This is a genomic window from Evansella sp. AB-P1 (genome assembly GCF_029688925.1).
Classification (GTDB): Bacteria; Bacillota; Bacilli; order Bacillales; family Salisediminibacteriaceae; genus Evansella.
Map to the genome: position 1 here is coordinate 79,509 of NZ_JARUKY010000014.1, position 22,425 is coordinate 101,933.

General features: G+C 39.5%; 18 protein-coding genes. 1 reads left to right on the forward strand and 17 read right to left on the reverse strand.

The genetic code is table 11. From position 1 onward, the window contains the following. Positions 1 to 29: 29 nt before the first annotated feature. The 14 genes from QA612_RS15355 to QA612_RS15420 form a co-directional block, all read right to left on the reverse strand. Entirely contained in the window at positions 30 to 809 is a 780-nt protein-coding gene (locus QA612_RS15355) for an enoyl-CoA hydratase-related protein (protein ID WP_278284700.1), read from the reverse strand. A 23-nt stretch (positions 810 to 832) separates the two neighbouring features. Further along, positions 833 to 1,690, reverse strand: coding sequence for a 3-hydroxyacyl-CoA dehydrogenase family protein (locus QA612_RS15360; protein WP_278284701.1), 858 nt, complete (start codon positions 1,688 to 1,690; stop codon positions 833 to 835). A gap of 209 nt (positions 1,691 to 1,899) precedes the next feature. After that, positions 1,900 to 3,120, reverse strand: coding sequence for a CaiB/BaiF CoA transferase family protein (locus QA612_RS15365; RefSeq protein WP_278284702.1), 1,221 nt, complete (start codon positions 3,118 to 3,120; stop codon positions 1,900 to 1,902). Then, on the reverse strand, positions 3,114 to 4,439 hold the full coding sequence (locus tag QA612_RS15370) for a 2-hydroxyacyl-CoA dehydratase subunit D (RefSeq protein ID WP_278284703.1): 1,326 nt from the start codon (positions 4,437 to 4,439) through the stop codon (positions 3,114 to 3,116). The genes QA612_RS15365 and QA612_RS15370 overlap by 7 nt, the downstream gene beginning before the upstream one ends. 16 nt (positions 4,440 to 4,455) lie before the next feature. Beyond that, entirely contained in the window at positions 4,456 to 5,613 is a 1,158-nt protein-coding gene (locus tag QA612_RS15375; RefSeq protein ID WP_278284704.1) for a 2-hydroxyacyl-CoA dehydratase subunit D, read from the reverse strand. Further along, the gene (locus tag QA612_RS15380; RefSeq protein ID WP_278284705.1) at positions 5,603 to 7,831 is read right to left on the reverse strand and encodes a helix-turn-helix domain-containing protein; all 2,229 of its coding nucleotides are present in this window, start codon (positions 7,829 to 7,831) and stop codon (positions 5,603 to 5,605) included. Before QA612_RS15380 ends, QA612_RS15375 begins: the two co-directional genes overlap by 11 nt. Before the next feature lie 104 nt (positions 7,832 to 7,935). Then, positions 7,936 to 9,150, reverse strand: coding sequence for an MFS transporter (locus QA612_RS15385; RefSeq protein WP_278284706.1), 1,215 nt, complete (start codon positions 9,148 to 9,150; stop codon positions 7,936 to 7,938). Between the two features lie 82 nt (positions 9,151 to 9,232). Beyond that, the gene (locus QA612_RS15390) at positions 9,233 to 11,449 is read right to left on the reverse strand and encodes a helix-turn-helix domain-containing protein (protein ID WP_278284707.1); all 2,217 of its coding nucleotides are present in this window, start codon (positions 11,447 to 11,449) and stop codon (positions 9,233 to 9,235) included. 150 nt (positions 11,450 to 11,599) lie between these two features. Further along, positions 11,600 to 13,519, reverse strand: a complete 1,920-nt coding sequence (locus tag QA612_RS15395; protein ID WP_278284708.1) for a TRAP transporter permease — start codon at positions 13,517 to 13,519, stop codon at positions 11,600 to 11,602. Positions 13,520 to 13,607: 88 nt separating this feature from the next. After that, the gene (locus QA612_RS15400) at positions 13,608 to 14,591 is read right to left on the reverse strand and encodes a TAXI family TRAP transporter solute-binding subunit (RefSeq protein WP_278284709.1); all 984 of its coding nucleotides are present in this window, start codon (positions 14,589 to 14,591) and stop codon (positions 13,608 to 13,610) included. A gap of 517 nt (positions 14,592 to 15,108) precedes the next feature. Continuing rightward, positions 15,109 to 15,537, reverse strand: coding sequence for a hypothetical protein (locus tag QA612_RS15405; RefSeq protein WP_278284710.1), 429 nt, complete (start codon positions 15,535 to 15,537; stop codon positions 15,109 to 15,111). Between the two features lie 26 nt (positions 15,538 to 15,563). Next, entirely contained in the window at positions 15,564 to 16,745 is a 1,182-nt protein-coding gene (locus tag QA612_RS15410; RefSeq protein WP_278284711.1) for an acetyl-CoA C-acetyltransferase, read from the reverse strand. 220 nt (positions 16,746 to 16,965) lie between these two features. After that, positions 16,966 to 18,177 (reverse strand): cytochrome P450, encoded by a 1,212-nt coding sequence (locus tag QA612_RS15415; protein ID WP_278284712.1) that lies wholly within the window; start codon positions 18,175 to 18,177, stop codon positions 16,966 to 16,968. Between the two features lie 51 nt (positions 18,178 to 18,228). Beyond that, positions 18,229 to 19,512, reverse strand: a complete 1,284-nt coding sequence (locus QA612_RS15420) for a cytochrome P450 (protein ID WP_278284713.1) — start codon at positions 19,510 to 19,512, stop codon at positions 18,229 to 18,231. A 613-nt stretch (positions 19,513 to 20,125) separates the two neighbouring features. On the opposite strand from QA612_RS15420, the gene QA612_RS15425 reads away from it, so the two are divergent. Then, positions 20,126 to 20,332, forward strand: coding sequence for a hypothetical protein (locus QA612_RS15425; RefSeq protein WP_278284714.1), 207 nt, complete (start codon positions 20,126 to 20,128; stop codon positions 20,330 to 20,332). 49 nt (positions 20,333 to 20,381) lie between these two features. Here QA612_RS15425 and QA612_RS15430 read toward each other — a convergent pair whose 3' ends face one another. The 3 genes from QA612_RS15430 to QA612_RS15440 form a co-directional block, all read right to left on the reverse strand. After that, positions 20,382 to 20,513, reverse strand: a complete 132-nt coding sequence (locus QA612_RS15430) for a hypothetical protein (RefSeq protein WP_278284715.1) — start codon at positions 20,511 to 20,513, stop codon at positions 20,382 to 20,384. 143 nt (positions 20,514 to 20,656) lie between these two features. Next, positions 20,657 to 21,502, reverse strand: a complete 846-nt coding sequence (locus QA612_RS15435) for an AraC family transcriptional regulator (protein WP_278284716.1) — start codon at positions 21,500 to 21,502, stop codon at positions 20,657 to 20,659. 315 nt (positions 21,503 to 21,817) lie between these two features. Next, positions 21,818 to 22,237 carry an RDD family protein gene (locus tag QA612_RS15440; RefSeq protein WP_278284717.1) on the reverse strand — a complete coding sequence of 140 codons (420 nt, stop codon included), beginning with the start codon at positions 22,235 to 22,237 and terminating at the stop codon, positions 21,818 to 21,820. Positions 22,238 to 22,425 lie beyond the last annotated feature (188 nt).

Consider the following 22,425-nt stretch of genomic DNA (forward strand, 5'->3'; position numbering starts at 1 on the left):
TTCCCTCCTCTCATTGCATTCGTTATCTCTTATTTCCCTGAATAAACAGGTGCTCTTTTTTCAACAAACGCCTGTATTCCTTCTTGGCGATCTTCCGTTGCAAAAGCATTTCCAAAACACATGGCTTCTAATATAAGTCCTGATTCCATATCTACATTGGCACCTGCTGTAACAGCCTGTTTCGCCATTCTTAACGCTACAGGAGGCTTTTTAGCTAGTTTCTCTGCCCACTCCGTTGCAGTTCCCATCACATTCTCTGGTGCAACGACCGTGTTCACAAGCTGTAGATCTAATGCTGTTTTAGCATCAATCATTTCTCCAAAATAGAGAAGCTCCTTCGCTTTTCCTTGGCCCACAAACTTCTGAAGACGCTGCGTTCCACCTCCACCTGGGATAATACCTAGACCCACTTCTGGAAAACCAAGCTTAGCTTTTTCAGAACAAATTCGTAAATCACACGCCAGTGCTAACTCTAGTCCACCACCAAGCGCTAAACCATTTAGTGCCGCAATGACTGGCTTTGCAAGATTCTCAATCTTGGAAAAGGCAGCTCTAGAAGTCTCATTCATGTTCATGATTCCAACTTGATCGAGGTCTTTCATTTCATTTATATCTGCTCCAGCAACAAAGGCCTTATTTCCACTTCCTGTAATGATGATCGCAAGGACATCCTTGTTTTGCTCCAAGTCCTCCATCATAGTTAAAATTTCTTTAAACACCTGTGAATTTAATGGATTAACAGGTGGACGATTAATCGTTACTACTGCCACGTTCTTTTCGACGTTACATTCCAGAAATTCGTAGTTCAAATCGAACCCCTCCTTTAATTAATTTACTTCTCGTAATCGTAAAAGCCTGCTCCACTCTTTTTGCCTAGTCTTCCAGCTCTAACTAATTGCTTTATGAAAAATGGAGGTGCAAAACGATCATCATTGAATTCTTCCTTGAAATACTCCATGACATGGTAGCCAATATCTACTCCAGCAAAATCTTGTAAAGTAAATGGTCCCATAGGATAGTTCAACCCTAGAGTAACGGCCTTATCAATATCCTCTGCAGATGCTACACCTTCTTCTAAGAGCTTTATGGCTTCAATAAACTGTGGTATCATAATGCGGTTAACGATAAATCCTGGTGTATCCTTCTTTACTTCGATCGGTTCTTTTCGTAACTGTCTAGAGAATTCCATCAGTTCGTTGACGGTTTCGTCACTTGTATTGAAACCCCTTACAACTTCCACCAACTTCATAATTTGTGCTGGATTAAAGAAATGCATTCCTGCTACTCGATCAGGTCTATTCGTTGTCTTGGCGATTTCTGTAATCGACATGGAAGAAGTATTCGTTGCTAGAATCACATGATCAGGGAGCATATCACATAAATTCGAGAAAACATTCTTTTTCACTTCTAAATCTTCAATAACCGCTTCTATCACTAAATCGGCACTCTCTAACTCTTCCAATCTCGTTGTCGTTTGTATTCTATCAAATACTTGAGCTTTCTCCTCCGGGGTCATTTTCCCTTTAGAAATGCTCTTATCCATAAATTTATCCATTTTATTTCGTGCTCTTTGTAGATACTCCTCTTCAATATCTCTTAAAATTACTTGAAATCCACAAATAGCTGCCTGGTTTGCGATGCCGCTTCCCATGGCACCAGCTCCGACAATCCCTACTGTTTTAATACTCATTTTCTATCTCCTCCAAAGACAATAGATTTACTTTTTAAAAAATATGAATAATCAGTAATTTCATTATAAATGGCTACCATTTCAAAATGTACCTACACCGTGTAGGAAACTTCGGTTTCTATTTCAACATGTTGAAGGACTAAAATATCACAGCAATTTGCATACACATGAATACGAAAGCATAATGCGGTATTCATACCATTAAACAATTAAATAACACCTTTGGAACGGAGATCCTCTATCTCTTCCTGTGATAAACCAACCATATCCACATAGATTTCTTCCACATGCTCTCCTAATAGTGGGGCAGGTTCCACTTCTATTTGTGAATCAGAAAGTCGAATCGAATTACCTGGTATATCTAACTCTCCTCTTGTTGGGTGGTCTATTCTGACAATCATTTTTCTTTTTCTTAAGTATGGATCATTTGTAATATCCGTGGTTGATAGAACAGCTCCAGCAGGAACACCGGCTTTCCCTAGTATTTCCATCGCCTCCTGTTTCGTTTTTGTACGGCTCCATTCACTGATTAACCCATCCACAACTTCTCTATTTTCATATCTGGACTCCGGTGTTAAAAATCGTTCATCCTCCTCCAGGTCGTTTCTACCAATCACATTCAATAGTCTCTTCCATTGCGGACTCCCTGGCCATCGGGAAGTGTAGACAAACACGTAGTCATTTTTTCCGCCTGGTTTACAAGGGTATACGTTGCAAGGTGCCACTCCTGCCATTGGCATGGAATTCCCTACTCGCGGTGCTTCCCGATCAGTTATTAACTGCCGTGTCCATGCCGATCGACTAAAGTTTATCATCACATCTTGCATGGCAACTTCTACTTTTTGCCCCAACCCCGTTTGTGTTCGACTATATAACGCAGCAAGTATCCCAATCGCACAATGATACCCTGCACCACTATCAGCTAGATTACATCCCGCATGAAGAGGGGGACCATCCTCTTCCCCTGTAATGCTCATCACTCCTCCTGTCGCCTGACCAATAGCATCAAAGGCTGGAAAATCCGCATATGGACCGTCTTGTCCAAAGCCCTTTATTTTTGCATAGATAATTCCTTTGTTTCGTTCGCGCAATGTTTCGTAATCAAACCCTAGCCTTTCAATCACTCCTGGAGAGAAATTTTCTACAAAAACATCTGCCGTTTCAACCATTTTATAAACGAGTTCTCTGCCTTCTTGTTTCTTCACATCGACGGTTACAGACTTTTTATTGGAATTCAGCACAATAAATCCGTAAGAATCTTCCCCCAATTTATCCGCAGAAGAGCCTCTACCTTGTTCGCCAGTTCCAGGACGTTCCAGTTTAATTACTGTGGCACCAAGCCAGGCTAATGTCTGCGTGCAGACCGTCCCTGACTCAAATTGTGTAAGATCTAAAACAACTACGCCTTCAAGTGCCCCTTTTCTTAACATGGATTCACCCCTATCTCATTCTCAATAAATGTATCAATCTTAGCTGTCATGACGTTATTATCCCACCCACGTGAATCCACAGGGTCAGCGTGTAGCTGAAGTAATGGTATCCCTGCCTCTTCAAAGGCTTTTTTCACAAAATAAGTACCACCGGCACTCATCGTGCAGCTATCAGAAATAATATGAACAGCCCCATGAATTCCGTTTCTCTTTGCTTCCTCCACATACCAGGAACTGTTCCATGGGGGCATATGAAGCATATCTTCCATGCCAGCAAACCTGCTTGCCAGTGTGCGGAGTGGATCATCTCCATATCTGGCATAAGCATCTGCTGCAAGAGCCAAATAGATCGACCATAGAAAAACAGCATCATATTTCTTTTCAAAATGTTGATAGAAGCCAAGATTAAACCAAAGGCCTCTTCCTAACCACATCAACCTCACTTTTTCCTTTGGAACAACTGCCTTTCCAAGATTGACCTGTTCTTTTACTTCTTCATATAAGTTTTTCGCAATATCTACTGCCCACTTAGTTCCCCGTTGCCATTGAGGAACCATCACCGCTGGAACGGTGTCAGTTATACTGACTGGGGAAGGGCTACTATTCGCAATCAAGTCTCTTGTTCTCCGATTATATTCTGCCTGTTCGTTCACGTAAGTTAAGACTTGCTTAAACTTGGTCTCATTGAACACTTTGCCTGTTTTCTGTTCTAAAAACCGGATTAATCCTTTAAAATCTTCGACCATATAATCTAGACGATGGGGTTCAAACAATGCTTCCCATTGATTCGGAGCAAGCTCCCACCATTTATCAGGTATTTGACGAGGAACCGTATTTTCTAAAGAATAAAGATCTACACCAAATTTTTTGGACCATAGTTCAAATATCTTCGACTGAGAATCACACGTTAATCGCGTTACAGCCACAGTAGGTTTTGGCAACCCTCCCCACGGTCCTTTTTCCGGTTCAGGATCAAATGCGGAAGCGAGAGATAAGGAACAGTACCTGCACAGATCTTGGCGATATCCGTGTTCATTTAATAGATTTAAGTAATATGGGGACATTTGCTTAGCAGAACACACGGAGGACCACCACTGGTTTACCACATAAGGAATGTCCATTGCTCGGAAGATCTCTTGAGGAACATCTGCATTGACAAAAGCCAATGGTTCTCCATTTTTCACTTTTTCTCTGAGTTGAAGAAACCATTCCTTTTGATAACTTGTAGCCAGTTTCGGAGTCTTCAGACGTTTTTCACTTGCTTGACCCTTTTGTGAATGATGATTCTGTCTTTCGGTTGAATACTTTGCCTTTGGCATCTTCCCACCTCCAAATCTATCGCTTGATTCGCTTATAATTTATTGATTCTATAAATGCCGTTATTTTTTCTTTCGTATTCTCTATGTCGTCGAGTCTATAATCCTGTTTATCTAGCAGAAGTACCGGTATTCCAGATTCATCAAGGGCTTTTTTTTGTTCTGGAAAATCCCATGATGGTGCATCATCTGATTGATAAATGAAGAAGATAACCCCTTCTGGCTGTGCAGAAGATACATGTTGAAGAAGGGAACTAACTCTTTCTGACACAGTAGACTGACTGGAAGGAGTGGAACGATAATGGTACCTATCCACAATTCCATCGATAATATCTACCTTTTCATCTACCAGTCCTTCATAATACCTTGCTCCCATTTCGTGGTCCTCTCCCACAATAACACCACCAAGGGATTCCACCAGTTCATAAAACTCGGTATGTTCATGAGCACTTCCTGTAATAAAAAGGCGCACCCCATGGTGGATCGGTAATGATGACGATTGATCAAGAATCGTCGACACATAGGAATGAAACCCCCTTTTCTCCATCACCATGGACGCACCAATGATCTGTAATGCCTGAGTTCCGCTAATTCTAGGATGTTCACATGTTCGCAACCTGTCTATCTGCTGAAGTAATTGGCGAGTTTTATTACAAAGACGAATAGCTTCTATCACCTGTTTATCCTTTATTTCTTGCCCCTTCCAACTTTTTATTTGCTCCAATAATTCATACGTTCTATCACGATTGTAACGGCCACTACTGTAGTATTTCGTATGTTGGAAATCATAGAAGAACGGTTCAGGATAGGATACATTATCCTCTCTTTGATGCAATGCTCTTAAATAGTAATAAACTCGAATGACAGCATCCGAAGAATTGGAGATCAACAAATGATCAAGATAGTCATAAGACCCATCTACTAATCTAGAAAACTGAACGTGTATCATTGGATTAAACCCTTTTTCCAAATACACGTTTCCTATACTGGTATCAGTATCACGTAACCCGGTAATCTTTACAGGCAGGAAGCCGGCAGCTATCAGGAGCTCTTCAGGAACGTCGCTGCCAAGATAACCTGCGACTTTTCCATTGTTTTCTCCCTTCCACTTCACCGCATAACGATCACGGTTACGATACACTTCCATTAGCTGTGACATTGCCCTATCAATCGTCATTTCTACCTTCCCCCTGCCGTAAAACATCGTAATCAAATAGTTTATAAGCAAGCATTAAATTAAACCGTTCCTCTGCGTCATCAATGTCCATGTTTAGTACATCATGTATTTTTTCCAACCGATACTTTAAAGAACTACGGTGAATTTGGAGAGCTTCGGAAGTCTCCTTTATATTCCCTTTACATTGCAAGTACACCCGAAGTGTTTGGAATAGATCGGCATTCTTTTCCCTGCCATACTTTTGAAGTTGCTCCAGGTATTTTTTGAAAAATAAAGTAACAGCCTGTTGATCACTTAGATAATACAAAACAGTATCACTACCTAATTCATCAAAACTTAGAAAGCCCTTCTTCGGAAAACGGTTCATTACAATATTTAAAGCCTGAATCCCTTGTTTATATACAAGATAATAATCATCAACGGTAGATGTTGTCTGACTCGTTCCTAGAAAGACATCCATGGTCTGACGGTGTCCTTTTATTACTTTTTTTACCTTTAAATAGAGACTAGACCAGTAATCCTTATTAGACTTTTCCTGACTTTCTGGAACAATGACTAGGAAATAGCCATCCTTCCTTGTGAAAATGATCCCTTCCTCCGATTTGGATAGTCTTTCCCGTACATAGTCCCAAATCCACGATTTCTCCGCTTGGCTTTCCAAGATGTTCCCTTTATTCTCTGTCCTGTTTCGAATGGAAAAAACTCCGATTCGATGAGAATCAAATAAGTTCCAGTTTAACGTAGTTGCATATTCAATTATTTTTTCCACTTTCTCTATCTTCTGGTCTAGTAGTTGGGCGATAAATCGTTCTTTCACCTGTTCTCTCACGTCGAAACCTAATTTTTGCTTGATAAATTGAACAGCGAACACATTGCGGACGAAGTTTAACATCATCTGTAGAACCAAATCCACATCATCCTTACGTAATGTTAAACCTATGTACCCAAGTATCTCTCCACCTCCAACGATTTTCCAGACACCTAATTGATCTGTGTCATCCAAAATGACCCAGCATACCATGTCCTTTTGCTGTAATAGAAATTTCCTTTCCCGTTCCACACATGCAAAGATGTTTTCCGCATCCTTTGATTTTGGATCATGCATGACGTGAGAGATGGGGCGTAAAAATCGATCAAAAAGGAACACAGAAGTACCGATAGCCCGGGAAAGGTAAGTGGAGATTTGGGTAAAGCCATTCTCTTCAATCGTCTGCTTTAACAAGTTCTGTTGGTAGTTCATCACTGTTTCCAGACGACTTTTATATTCTTTTTCTATCTTGTATAAACGGGCATTTTCCACCAACGCACTGACATGTGAAGATAGAAATCGTAGGAGTTGTAAGTTCTCTTGGGTGAAAGCCTGGGGCTCCTGTTTTTCTACTACTAAAACACCTATTGTTTTCAAGTTCACCACAAAAGGAAGTGTCACTTTTGGGCCACCAGGTTGTTCAAAGTAAGGGAATATTTCCTTTAAATTATATTGTTCCTTCAGCTCAATCAATTCAGCTGCATACACATTACCAAAGAAAGGACGTTGAAACAGTAAACAATTAGCTTCTTCATCGTAGAGATAAACATACGATTTCTCAGCATTTGTACCTTTTCCTGCCTGCTCAACAATATTGCCAATCACTTGCTCAAGTGCCTCTCCTTCTTTATAAGCACTTTCTTTCAACAATTGGAGTCCTTTGATTTTTATCATTTCATTTTCTTTCGAACGCGCTAGGTCTATTGCCGTTGCAACATCTTTTCCAAATTCTTCGAAAAGCTTTTCTGCATCCTGCAACAGTGGGACAGACGAATGAAAGCCTATCACACATAGTCCCATACTCCTTTCATGATCATGCCTAATAGGAACTGTAAACCACGTTTGAAAGTCCTCTGCCAATAACCCTTCATAAAGAACACACTCTTTCCACCCGTTGTCCTCCACGGAGTTTTGTGCTTTATGAAATAAATGGACAAAGCATTGGTCTTCTGACAGGGGAAACAATCTTTCAAGTTGTGAAGCTTCTCCTTTTTTTATCGATGGCGTTAACAGTCCATTTTCCCTTAGGAGAATACCTACATAATCACAAGAAAACTGTTTTTGGAATGAACCAACAAGGTAATGGAGGGTCTCATCGATCGTACTGAATTGGAGTAATTGTCGTGCTGTCTTACGGAGGTGATTATTAATTTTTTCTACTAAGATTTTTTCCTTTTTAACATTCAGCATCTGATTTCCCCCTTACTCCAATTATAGTGAGTAAAGGTGATGACAAATACGTTCACCGCGCACTAAATATCCATTGTTCATTCGTTAACTGTGTAGGATTATACTTAGAGGTTTAGTCGTTCTTTTGAAGTGGGAGCTTTTGTTTTATGAGAGCTTTGATAGAAAAAATGAATAAATAAAGCTGCACCAATTGGAATGAGCAACAATACGAACATCGTTTGATAGCCTGTTACATTTGCAACTATTCCCCATAGAATAGCACCTAGTCCAAAACCAACATCTGTACTAAGGAGTAAAGTACTATTGGCTGTCCCTCGATTTTTCTTAGTAGAACGAGAAACGACCATTGCCTGTAGGCTCGGGTGCATGGATCCATATCCAATTCCATAAAATACGGCTGCTAGTAAAAATAAAATTAATGACTCTGCAATAACGATGAGGATGATAGCTACACCAAGGAAAATAAGTCCTGGAAGTATCACAACACGATACCCTTTTCTATCAACCAATTTGCCTGACATTGGGCGAATGATAAGTAAGGTTAAAGCAAATACCGTAAAGAAATAACCAATATTATCAATCTCATATTGAAGTGCGTATAACGCAATAAACGTTATAATTGCACTGAAGGTCAATGAAATACAAAAGTTTACGATTGATGGCTTTAATGCATTGATGTCTATAAAATTGCTTTTTACATTAAAAAGATCTTTCACCGTTCCACTTCCCTTATCATCAGAAGGAAGTTTGATCATGATACTCATTAATGTTCCTAGTAATAACAGAGAGGAGGCGAAAAGAAACAACACCTTAAAATCCCATACATTGATAATATGTAGACCAAGAGCTGGAGCAATGGCGATGGAGAAGACAGTACTTAATCCATAGTACCCCATCCCTACTCCGAGACGATTATTTGGTATAGCAATGGTTGCGATTGTGATTGTTGCCGTTGTAACAATTCCCCATCCGATTCCATGGACCAACCTCAGGAATATTAAGTAGCCTATTTGATCAGCAAATTGATACAGGAAGATCGAAAACACACAAATCAGTAAACCAATGAAACAAATATTTCTGCGGTTCCATATATCAATTGCTTTTCCTGAAAATGGGCGCACAAGAATGGTTGTGAAGGTTAGAATCCCTACTACCATACCAACCATTATTTCTGTAAACCCTAATTGCTGTTCAACATAAATTGGCAAAGTCGGTGTTAAGATTTGAAAACTAATTGACGAACAAAAATTCACGAATAGAATGAGGAGGAAGTTTCGATTAAATAATGAACTATTTTCCTCTGCTATGGGGTTATTCACTTTTTCATCTCCCTTTCGAGGACGGGAAAAAAGAGACCAATCCTCTTTCGCGAAGGTCCCATTCTCCTCTTTGTTCTTTCATTTAGGTTTGATGATGATTTAAGTCATAAAGCTTATAAGCAAGCATAAGGTTGAAGCGGTTTTCTGAATCATCAATATCCATCTCTAGAACATCTCTTATTTTTTCTAATCGATACTTTAACGAGCTTCGATGAATAAAAAGCTCTTCTGATGTATCCTTAATATTTCCTTTGCAGTTTAAGTAAATCCTTAGTGTATCAAACAAATCCGTATTTCGTTCCTGCTGGTATTTTAGGAGAGGAGTTAAGTATTTCTGTAAAAACAATCCTGCGGCCTGCTGATCATTTAGATTGTATAGGACAGTGTAGCAACCTAATTCATCAAACGTTAAAAACCCTCGTTCAGGAAAGCGGTTACAAGAAATTTGAAGAGCCTGTAGTGCTTGTTTGAAACTGATATAATAGTCTTCTATTTTTTCGGCGATTTGGCTCACTCCTAAGTGAGTTTCCATCTCATGACCTTGATGTTTCAGCATCTTGCTCACTTTCCGGTATAAGTAAGCCCAATAATCTGTTCGAGAATCTTCATGCTCCATAGGCACGATCACAATGAAATGATCTTCTTTCCGTGTAAAGATGATGCTCGGTTCGATTTTAGATAAGTTCTCTCGGATGTAGTCCCAAATCCATGTCTTTCTCGCTTCAATCTCCAATAAGTTCCCCTTCTCTTCTTTCGAACCTTTCACTTGAAAAGAAAATATACCAATACGATGTGGTTCAAACATATTCCAGTTTAGTATATTAGCATATTCAATAATCTCTTCTTTCCGTTCGATCTCCTGCTCAAACAATTGTCCTATGAAGCTGTCCTTCACTTGTTCCTTTACATCGATTACTAACTTTTGCTTAATAAATTGGACAGCATACACATTTATCACATAATTCAAGGTCATTCTCAAAACCATGTCTACACTTTTTTGAGGAATCACTAATCCCATATAACCAAGGACGTCTCCACCACCAACAATCTTCCACAGCCCCATTTCATTATAGTCATCCAGTAACATCCAGTTTTCCATAGTAAAATTTTGCAGCAAGTTTTTCTTATCTTCCTCCACACGAACAAGGATCTCCTCTGCTTCCAACTCTTCTTTGTCTGATAGACGATGAGAAATTGGCCGCAAAAAGCGATCGAATAAAAAGACCGAGTATCCAACCACATCAGACAAATAAGTGGAGATACCGCTGAAACCTTCCTCATCAATCGTAAGTTTTAAAAGGTCCTGCTGGTGATTCATAAACGTCTCTAGACGGGACTTATGCTCCTTTTCATTCTTATACAAGCGTGCATTTTCTACTAAGGCTGAAACGTGTGATGATAAAAAACGTAATAAGTGCAGGTTATCCTTAGTAAAAATACCTCCCCTGCTCTTCTTCACATGTAAAATACCTATCGTCTTTAAATTAACAACAAGGGGAATCGTAATTTCCGTCCCACCTGGTTCATCAAAATAAGGGAAAATTTCCTTCAGATCATATTTATCTTCCAAATCGATTTTCTTCGACGCAATAATCTCTCCGTAAGCGGGCTCCTGAAAAAGGAGACAATTGACCTCATCATCATATAAATATACATTTGCTATCTCGGAATTTGTTCCTTTTCCTGCACGTTCTACAATATTACTGACAATCTGTTCTAATGCAGAACCACCTAGAAAGGAACTCTCCTTCAGCCATTCTAAACCTTTTATTTTATTCAATTCTTTTTCTTTTGACTTTGCCAAATCAATGGCTGTTGCTATATCTTTCCCATACTCTTCAAATAACTTTTCTGCACCCATCAGTAGGGGAATGGGAGATCGAAAACCTATGACACATAACCCCATACTCCCTTCTTGATCTTGCCTAATTGGAACCGTAAACCACGTTTGAAAGTTCTCTGCTTCTAGCCCTTCAAAAAAACTGCAGTGCCTTTGAACGGAAATGAGATCATCTGATGAGAAGGATTCTGTAAATAAACTAGGTAAAAATTTATCATCCTCTATAGGAAAAACTTGTTCTAAATGGGGCGCATCACCAATCTTTATCTTAGTAACTAGTTTTCTATTTTCTTTAAAAATGATGGAGACATAATCACATGCCAATTGCTCTCGAAATGCATCTACTAGAAAATGCAATGTTTCATCCAGAGTGTTAAAACGTAATAACTGTCTAGCAGTATTCCTTAAATGATTATCAATTTTTTCTAACAGTTTGTCTTGCTTTTTAGTCTTGTACATCCCTTCCACCCCCTAATATGATTTTAACATAATTTTTAGAATAGAAAGAATATTCGAAAATACCAATAATTTCATTCATAAAATTAAAAACGGAATTCCAGCACGACTACTAGAATCCGCTTTTTATAGGGGAATGATAAACAATCAATACTAGGATGCTTTCATTAAGGGTACTTTTTTATTGGAATTATAAATATAGGCAACTAACGGAAGGAATAGTAACACTCCTATGACAGAAGTAATCGTATTTGGTAATAACAGTAATATGGCTAAAGCAACCAAAACTACTCTTTCTATTGGAGACAAATGTCTAAACAGATAACCTTCTGAAGCAATGGAAAGTGCAAGTAGAGCAGTAAAAGCAAAAAACACGGCAAGGAGTATGGCTACTACACTATAATCGTGGATCAACAATTCCGGTCGATACATAAAATAGAAAGGCAGAATGAACGCCGGTAACCCTAATCGGACAGAAGCCATTGCCGCCGGCCAAAAATCACATTTTGCTATTCCCGATGCTACCATCGGATTGATAGCTAGAGGTGGAGTAATCGCTGCAAGAATGGAAACATAAAAGACGAACATATGGGCACTTAAAAGGGAAGCGCCTGCATCTACTAATGCTGGTGCACCTAGAAGTGCAACGAGTATATAGGCACTCACACTTGGCATACCCATGCCAAAGATTAAACACGCTAAAGCGGTTAATAAAAGTAATGGAAGAAAATACCCTCCGGAAATTTGGATTAATAAATTTGAAAACTTTTGAGCTAACCCTGTCGTTACCATCATCTCAATGGCAATCCCAACTAAAGCCATAAATATGAAAAGTGGAGCTCCTGTTCTGGCTGATTGATCTAATCCACTATAAACATCCTTGATCAGAAGCTTCAATCCTTCCCACTTGAAGGAATATTTAATAAGATAGCGAATCAAAGAAAATCCTACCATAAATACAATCGTCCAAACGACTGACATTCCTGCAGGAAACCCTGTTGATAACAAGTAAACAAGGATACCAATTGCTACTAAAAGATGAAAATAGTCCTTTAGAATTTTCCATACAGAATCCTTTTTTTCATCTTCTTTTTTATCAATAGGAGTTACCTTTTCCTTATTCGCCCTTAACTCTACTGAAACAGATAGGTAGAAATAGAATAATAGTGCAGGAATGAGTGCAGCAATTGCAATGGAGAAGTATGGTATACTAGTCAACCCAACCATGACGAAAGCAACGGATCCCATAATCGGTGGCATGATCTGCGCACCTGTGGAGGCGACACTCTCTACTCCTGCTGCATAGTGTGGTCGATATCCTGCTGACTTCATCATCGGAATGGTAAAGGAACCTGTCGTTGCCACATTTGCGGTTGTACTACCTACGATTGATCCCATAAACATACTCGTCAAAACGGAAGCCTGTGCAGGTCCAGAACGAAACTTATCTGCAAGCAACCAGCCTAATCGTAAAAACATATCCTTACCACCTAATACAGACAACAATCCAGCAAATACAAAGAGAGGGAAGATGAGTGTGGCACTGAGGGCCGTTAACCTACCATAGATTCCTCCCATAAACATCGTGGAATATCCAATGATTCTTTCAACGGAAATACCACGGTGATATAGTGCTCCTGGAAACAGATTTCCGAAATAGGCGTACAACAGCATAAATAAAACAAAGATAGGTATGATCCAACCCCAATATCTGCGGGACGCTTCCCAGACAACAAGCATTAACATGGCACCCATGATTGTCAATGGTAACGTCATGATACCCATCAATTGATATAATTGCTGGAAATTAAAGTGAACATAAACTGTTACCACAAGGGACATCACAAGTAGCACGATGGTAAAAGCCTTCGATAAAACAGTTTGATCCTTTTTTAGTAGCTGAAGTAAGTAGAATAGAACAAGAGCAAACATGATATGAAGGTTCTTGAACATGTCCTGTCCAATTGGCATATAAAAGACAATGTATAAATGAGAAACAGCCATGATTACTGCTACGACAGATATTACCTTCTCTAATGAAAATTTGCGTTGTTGTTTTGTTAAGTCGTTCATTATATCCACACCTACCTTTCCTAATCATTGCTGCACCGTCAGCTACACGGATACTGAAATGAGCATGACGGTGCATACTACGTGTCTATTAATCTAGTTCCATCAAGCGATCTTCCCAGATTCCCGCTTCTTTGAAGTATTTAACAGCACCAGGATGTACTGGTAGTGTTTCAATGAGTCCGCTTGTAACATTTTCCGGAGAAACAGTCTCCAAATGAGGCGTGATTGCCATGAGATCATCTACATTTTCAACCAATGTTTTTGTAATCGTATATGCCAGATCCTCAGACATATCCGGTTTCACAGCGAACACCATCGGAGCACCATTTAATTCTAGTGGTTCATCCATGAACTCCGATACATCAGGTGAAATCGTTACAGCTGGGAATCCAACATCTTCCATCATCTTGTTTACTTCTGGATCAAGCGGAATATATCGAACATCCATCGCTGCTTCCACTTCCATATTCAAAGGATATGGCTCTCCATTTCTAAACAAGAGTGTTCCAGTATCTGTTCTTCCGCCAATAAATGCGTCCCCTTGTTCACTAATAGCCAAGTACACAGGATTCACATCGATACCTGCAAGGTCAAAGTATAATGACCAGAACAAATCTAATCCACTACCAGGCGTTCCAAACTGTACATCTTTTCCTTCTAGATCGTGTATTGTTTCAATATCTGAATCGGCAGGTACGACGATCGCTTGGGTTAACGCCCCATATGACAGTAGCTGTACGGGATCATAATCTCCTCCCCCGAAAGGATCCTCTCCTTCCCACGCATCCATCATAGCAATGTTACTCGTATGACCTCCGTCAATATCACCATTGAACATTAGTACGATGTTTTCAACATTTCCGTCCGTCGCTACTGCTGAAAACCTTGCATCATCAACATGATCGTTTAATACACTACTAAAAGCTTCAAACACAATGTATCCATAAGATCCTTCTGTGGAAGAACCAAACACATATTCCTCATCTTCACTATTACAGCCACTTATAATGATTAGTGCAGCTAGTAAAAGCATGACGATCACATTTCTCTTCTTGTTTACTTTATTAAACATGTATTTCACTCCTTATTAATTGTTATTTCAAAACACAGTATAGTTTCATAGGTTCATCAATCTATGAAAATCAAAAATTACTTAAGCAACCAAGAAGAGTAAGACCCTTCTCATTGTTAGCGTTTACATTTTGAATATTAAAAAAATTAAAGTGATAAAAATACCATCAGCATTTTCGTAAAAAAATAGTATTCCTATTTAATCATCTACTTGGTGGTTGTTTGGATGATCCGGGCCCGTATCGGAACAATTTCCTATCAACCCCTTTTTTCTAAAGGATCTTAATCTTATTACCATTATATTAATAGTATTAACTAGATTAAACGTTCACGAGATAGGAATTAAAAAGCTTCTAACCGTTCATCGTGTAGGAGACAATGGAGAGGAACGGCGAATGACCAAACAGATTCGAGGAGGAAGAGATGTTTTCCCCGTCATTCGAGTATGGTGATGCAAAGATCAATAGTAATCGTTTACCGTTCTATATAACTAATCATAAGCTTGGCATACGACTAAATCAACTAATCTGCAACGGTGCCGTTCTCCTACGTAGTAACCATTCTTTCTCAAATGAACGACCTTCCACCTTCCCCTTGATTCCAAACAGAATCTGTTCATCGTTCCTTTCTAATGGCTTGAAATAAATTTCTTGAACGGGGAGTTGCTTATTGATAAACGCTTCAAAAACATAACCAGTAGCATTTGGTTCAGAAGGGGACAGAACATAGACACCGCTTTCTTCCCCCATTTGAGAAGAATACAAAAACACATGTTGATCCTTCTCTTCAAATCGGTACGTTTCCCAATGCACAACTTCCCCTGTATCAGCTGCTTTTTGCATGCTTCCAAACATCATCGTATAAACTGGATCTGTAAAATCCACTACAAAACTATCACCTGACCAAGAACCTTTTAAAAAAGCTAATTTACTTATTAATTTCTCCATGAAAGTATAAACTCCTTTTCAATGGTTTATAGTCGTTCCCAAATAGCTGCAATTCCTTGACCGCCTCCTATGCAAGCGGAAGAGACACCATATTTTTTCCCTTGTCGCCTCAGTTCATAAGCTAATGTCAACGTGATTCTTGCTCCCGAGGCAGCTAATGGATGACCGAAGGCAACTGCACCACCATTGACATTCCCAATAGAAGAATCAAATTCTAGTTCCTTTTGACATGCTAAATATTGGGCCGAAAATGCTTCATTAATCTCAACAAGATCAAGGTCCGCCATTGTCATCCCTCCTTTTTCAAGAGCAGCACGAATGGCTGGAACAGGTCCAATTCCCATGATCGTTGGATCTACACCAACTACTGCATGGGACACTAATCTAGCAATCGGCTTCAATCCTCTTTTTTCTGCATATTCATTGGATGCTATGACAACCGCTACACCACCATCATTAATTCCACTGGCATTCCCAGGGGTCACTACGCCATCTTCAGCAAATCTTGCTTTTAATTTCCCGAGCTTTTGCATGCTTGTTTTTCTTGGATGTTCGTCTTTCTCCACTACTTTACGTTCTCTCCCTACCTTCACTTCTACTGGGACAATTTCCTCTTGTATATAGCCCTTTTCTATAGCTGCCAAGGCTCGGTCATGACTTGACAAAGCATGTGAATCTACTTCTTCACGCGTAATCCCGTACTTCTTGGCTAAGTTTTCTGCAGTATGAGCCATCTTACAGTTAGCAGCAGAATCATGAAAGGATTCCCAAAGCCAATCTTCCATTGGAGCTGCCCCTAAAGGTAAGCCTGATCGTAGTCCTCTTATGACGTGTGGAACCTGTGTGAGGTTTTCAGCTCCACCACACAAAACAGCATTCGCTTCTCCAGTTAAAATATAGCGACACCCAGTTAATATCGATTCCAGACCAGAGCCGCATAACCGATTGATGGTCAAAGCAGGGACTTCTATTGGAACACCTGCTTTCAAGCCAACATGTCTTGCAAAAACATGGGCATCATTATGGGACTGCATCACATTTCCGAAGACAACATGATCAATCTCCTCTGGTTCAACCGTCGATCGCTTCATGGCTTCCTTTGCTGCAAAAGCACCCAATTCAGCAGATGTTGTATTTGAAAACGATCCACAGTATTCCCCAAACGCTGTACGACTACCTTCTATTAAAACAATGTCTTTTCCATTCATGACGTCTACCTCCTATTCCTTCCTTTAACACTATCATTGGTTACTATTATAAAAGTCTAATAGCAATAAAATCACAGTCACCGTGTAGGAAAATAAGGGAGGTGTTTCGTACTTTTTGATGGGTATGAGGGTGGTAGGTTAAAAGAATAAATTTATAGTAATTCAAAAAAAGAAGGATCCGTTTGTTAAAACAGTCCTTCTCCATTCAACTAATATTTGATTAAGCAGGTGAGTACTTAAGTGGAACAGAGAGTGCTCCCCACTCGGCACCAGGTGTCATTTTAATTTCCCCTGTCAGTTCAAAATCCTTCGTCCGATTCAACGCTTCTTCTAACGTTATGCGAAGAAGCCTGCGAGCAAGGGGAGAACCTGGACACTTATGTGGTCCCTCGCCGAAACCAATATGCTGATCAATATTAGGACGATTCAAAATAAATTTATCGCCTTCAGGAAATACATCCTCGTCACGGTTTGCAGAAGCATACGCTACAGCAATAGGTTCATCCTTTTTAATTAACCTACCACGAATGACCACGTCTTTCTTCGGAGTTCTTGCCATGCCACGATACGGTACTAAGAGGCGTAAGAACTCCTCCACCCCTGCTGGAATGAGAGACGGGTTCTGGCGAAGCTGTTCCTGAATATCTTTATGCATGGCCATATAGGCAAAAATACTGCTGAGCATGACACTCGGTGCAACCATTCCTGTCACCAATAGCTGACGAACACAGCCTAAAACATATTCATCTGGCAAAGGCTCTCCTTCATACTCTGTTACTAATAAAGCACTAGTTAAATCTTCCGTCACATTCATCGGGCGTTCCTTCCGTTCCTGGATAATATCTCTAGCGATATCATATAATTTCAAGCTAAGCCTTTTTACCTCTGGATGATTCATGAATTGAATTTCCCGCACATATTTAGCACTAACATCTTTTATTTCTAGTGATAGCTCTTTCGGAACGTTGAAAAAATCCGCAAACACATAAGGGGGAAATTTAAAGGCATATTCATCTGCAAAATCCCCTTCTCCACTTGCTATTAAAGGATCTAGTAATGAAATAGCATCCCTTCGAATCCCTTCTTCCATTCCATCCATCTTCTCTTTGCTGAAAAACTGGTTGATTACCCGGCGATAAGCAGTATGCTCAGGGGGATCGAAATGTAAAGGTGGTCTTCGTCCTGTAAAAGCAAATTTAGGTACCGTATTCTGAACAGATGTTGTAAAAACTTCGTGATTTTTAACGGTATTAACAACGTCATCATACTTCAGTACAGACCAGAAGCCATTGTAGGAATGACTATGTGCCACAGGGCATATCCCTCTTAACTCCTTGAATTCCTCATGTGCCGTATAAAAAGTTTCTGGCTTATCTGCAACAAAATCATTCGTTAATCTGGGATCGTCAAACGGTTTCGTTCCCATTGTCATCTTTCCCTCCTCTATATGCTCTTTCTCTTCTTCTATACTGGATGGACAAACTTACGCCTTTGTTACTTTCAATGGAACAGATACAGGTCCCCATTCTGGAAAAGGAGTCATTTCCACTTCTCCATCAAGGGATAGATTTTTCGTTCGTGAAAGTAATTCTGTTAATGTAATTCGCAGCATCATTCGGGCAAGTGGTGCACCAGGACATTGGTGTGGTCCCATTCCAAATGCCACATGATCCTTAATATTAGGACGATATAGAATGAATTGATCTCCGTCAGGAAAAACCTCTTCATCTCGATTGGCAGATGCAAAAACAACGGCAATTGGTTCATCTTTCTTTATTTTTCGACCACCGATTTCAACATCATGAGTAGGTGTACGTGCAAACCCACGGTACGGCGTAAAAAGTCTTAAATATTCTTCAATTGCGGCAGGGATTAAAGTATGATCCTTCCGAAGTCGTTCCTGAATATCTGGATTTTGAGCAAGGTGTACAGACATACTCCCAATAAAAACAACTGGCGCGATCATCCCAACTACTATTAACTGTCTGATCGTTCCAAGAATTAACTCATCAGGCAAAGGCTCTCCTTTATACGTTTTTGCTAGAAAAGCGCTAGTAACATCTTTTGATGGATCCATTGGGTTCTCTTTTCTCATTTGAATGATTGTTCTGGCGATGTCATACAACTCTAGACTTTTTTGTTGAATAGCCGGCTTATCCACTCGATTAAGGGCTTTCACATATAACTTCGTAACCTCACGTATTTTCATAGACAGTTCTGTTGATAGGTTAAAAAATTTCGCAAAGACATAACCAGGTAGATGGTGGGAAAAATCCGTACATATGTCTCCTCCCCCGCTATCAATAAATGGCTGCAATAGATCTACGGTCGTTTTCTGTACAAGTGGTTCAAGCTCTGTCATTTTTTCTTCTGTAAAAAAGGGATCCAGTGTTCTTCTGTATGGGGTATGCTCAGGCGGATCTAAATGTAAAGGTGGTCTTCTACCAGTCGTCGATACTTTCGGAACAACATTTTGTACGGATGTAACAAAGGTCGCTGGTTCCTTCAAAACATTTACGATGTCCTTATATTTAAATAACGCCCAAAATCCCTCGTAAGCAGAACTATGCGCTACGGGACAATGCTTCCTTAATTCGTTATATTCTTCATGCGCATTATAAAACGTTTCTTTTTTTATCGGATTAAAATCACTAGTCTTAGGCTCTCTCTCCTCAAGACTTAGGCTATTAAATTCTCCATGCTGAAACGGACACTGTTCACCCTTCGTCTCCTCGGATGCATGCCGGTTGTTTCCATGATGATTCACACCTAACTCCCCCTTTCTTGAAACGTAACGGATGGAAAGATTAGTCGTAATATTCTTATAATTTTAAGTTTATTATGAAAAAGTAGGACATACAACCGTCACGGTACACAAAAACAATCCTATATATTCATCACTTGTGTAGGAAAGAATCGGTTTTGTAGGGGATCGGGAGAGGGGGCAGAGGCTGCGGGAACGGGGATGGGGATGGAGGTGGAGATGGGATCAGATTCTAAAATGGGATTAAAAACTATGGCAAATCCGCCCGGTCCTTTCATTGAATTAATAATAGTCCGACCAACCTTCCTGCATTTTTGCTTTTTTAATGTTTGAAGGAACAATGGACTAAGTAGTTGCTGTTTCTACGGCTTTCTACGGCTCTCGATTCCTGCTTAAACATAACAAATTAAATTTTTTACCTTTTACAGGAACATGTAAGAAATAGGCAAGACGCCCTCATATCACCGAAATGCAAATTTACTTGTAAACAGGACCAGTCAACCATTTATTAGAGGGCCACTAGACACCAAAATGTGACATAATCTAAAAGGAGTTTGATCATCGTTGGAGAATAAATATAATATTGTCTTAAATGAATAGAAATGGAGGAAAAAACGTGATTTTTTCAGAATTATTTGTCGTTATTTTACCTTTTGCCACAGCTATTATTATTACAACCGTTGCATTACACCATAAACGTAGAGTTCTTGAAATGCAGAGTGGCACGGACATTGACATCATTGATTTAAATAAAAAAATTGATACATTGACTGAAAAAGTGGATTATTTACAAAAGGAGTTACAAAAAGAAAAAAAGATATAATATCAACCTCTCATAATAGAATGCTTCTTGATTCACCTGTAAGCGGGACTTAGATAGCTACACATTTATTATAATAAGGTGAAATAAAACGGTGAACATACTGAACTATACCGCCAAACAAACCAACAAAAATATCTTGAAGATATTCAAATAAGAAAAGCACAAGACGCCCCAATTTCACTTAAGCCCACATCCTGGGGGCAACAGTGTAATTTCGTCGTCACGTCTCCTACAAAAATGCCAGCCCAGGCGCAGTAAAGTCTTGCAGCGTCGGGGCTGGCACTGGATTCTAGGATTTCGAGACAAGGTTCCTTCGTCCCCTTTTTATTTTTTCTGTACTGTCATCCATATCTCACTCTTATTCTCTTTACTCGCTAGAATCTCCGGTCCTTCTACATGTTCGTAGCCTGAGGATGGAAACCACTCGGAATAGATTCTTCCCCAAGCCTCTTGCACTACATCCCAATCACCCTCGACCTCAAACACTGCCCAAGTGTACTCCTTTATCTCAAGCTCCTCGAGATTTTCTGGACACGGTTTCGTTGTTGCGGCTGCAATGTAGTAATCCAGTTCACCATCCTGACTACGTTCATCAGAAAAATTCGTACATATATTTATAATACCTCTTGGTTCTAAATTAGATAATTCCTCAATTTGTGTATAAGTGTCATCACTTATTGACTCCCACATTTCAGATATTTCAGGATTCGTACCTGTAGGCACCAAATTAATTCTTTTTTTCCAACCGACCACTTTAAATGCATCTTTTTGTTCAATTCTGTAATTCATTTCCGTTCCTCCTTTAATTGTCAATTGGAAGGTCATTTTTGGAAAAGCCTTGAGTGAATGACCATGGTTCCGTGCCTCTGTTGGAGTAATTCCGTGGAGGTTTTGAAACGCCCTCGTAAAGGAATCTGGTGAATGATAACCATATTTCATTGCTACATCAATTACTTTTTCATTTCTATCCTTTAAATCAAAAGCCGCAAGAGTCAGTCGACGCCGCCTATTATATTCCGAAAGCGACACGCCTGCTAGGAATGAAAACATCCTTTTAAAATGATATTCCGAGCATTGGGCAATTCTCGAAACCTCTTGAAAGTCTATATCATTCACCAAATTTTCTTCAATATAGTTTATTGCTCCATTCATCTTTTCCAGCGAATCCATTTTTATGACCTCCCCTTCAATAATAGATTAACAATTTCTAATTAAAGGAACCCGACAATCGGTGCACACTTCTGCAGGGTGAATGCAGCATTGTATAATCACCCTTTAAGTTTTTTATTCAAAATGGTTTTCACCATCTATTCAGGGTCTCTAAGTTAGGCATCCATACTAGTGAACTGTCCTCGAAAATTATGAATCAAACATTCCGTTTACAAAAGAAAAGTGCCGGCCCCACACAGTAAAGTGTTATTGCTCCGGGGCTGGCACTGAATTTCAGGGGTTCGGGACAAGGTCCTGTCCCTTCGTCCCACTCCATTAACTGTGTAACACATTTTTCTTATATACGACATATGTCTTGGCCAGTTTGTCATGAAGCCCTGTCTTTTTTTCAGTAAAAGCTACCATGAAATATCCAATAAAAAGGATAACGGAAATATATTCACTTAAATATCTTCCAAGGGATTGGGGTACATTTAATTTACGACCTTTTTGATCGATTATTTTCAAACCAAAGAGTGCTTTACCAACTGTCCCTTGAAGTTTAGTAACCGGTAAAATAATTCTATACAATGACCAGATTACTGAAATGGGGATGTTAAACCATATCGTCTCCTGTCTCTCTCCTAGTCCAAAGACAAGGTGGTTGAATACATTTAAAGGATAAAGAACGAACAATATGTCAATGAAAAAGGCAAAGAACCTTCTCAGAAACCCTGCACAAACCATATTTTCCATCTAACCACTCCTGTCACAAACGATTGTTGAACATCAATATAAAACATTATTGACTAAGAGTATTATTAGCCCCAAAACGTACGATTACACATTTTCACTTAATGGGGCCATTATAATGAAATAAAACAGGTGTCAAGTGTCATATATCCGATTTTCTTGATTCATAACCTCTCATTTGAATTTGTATT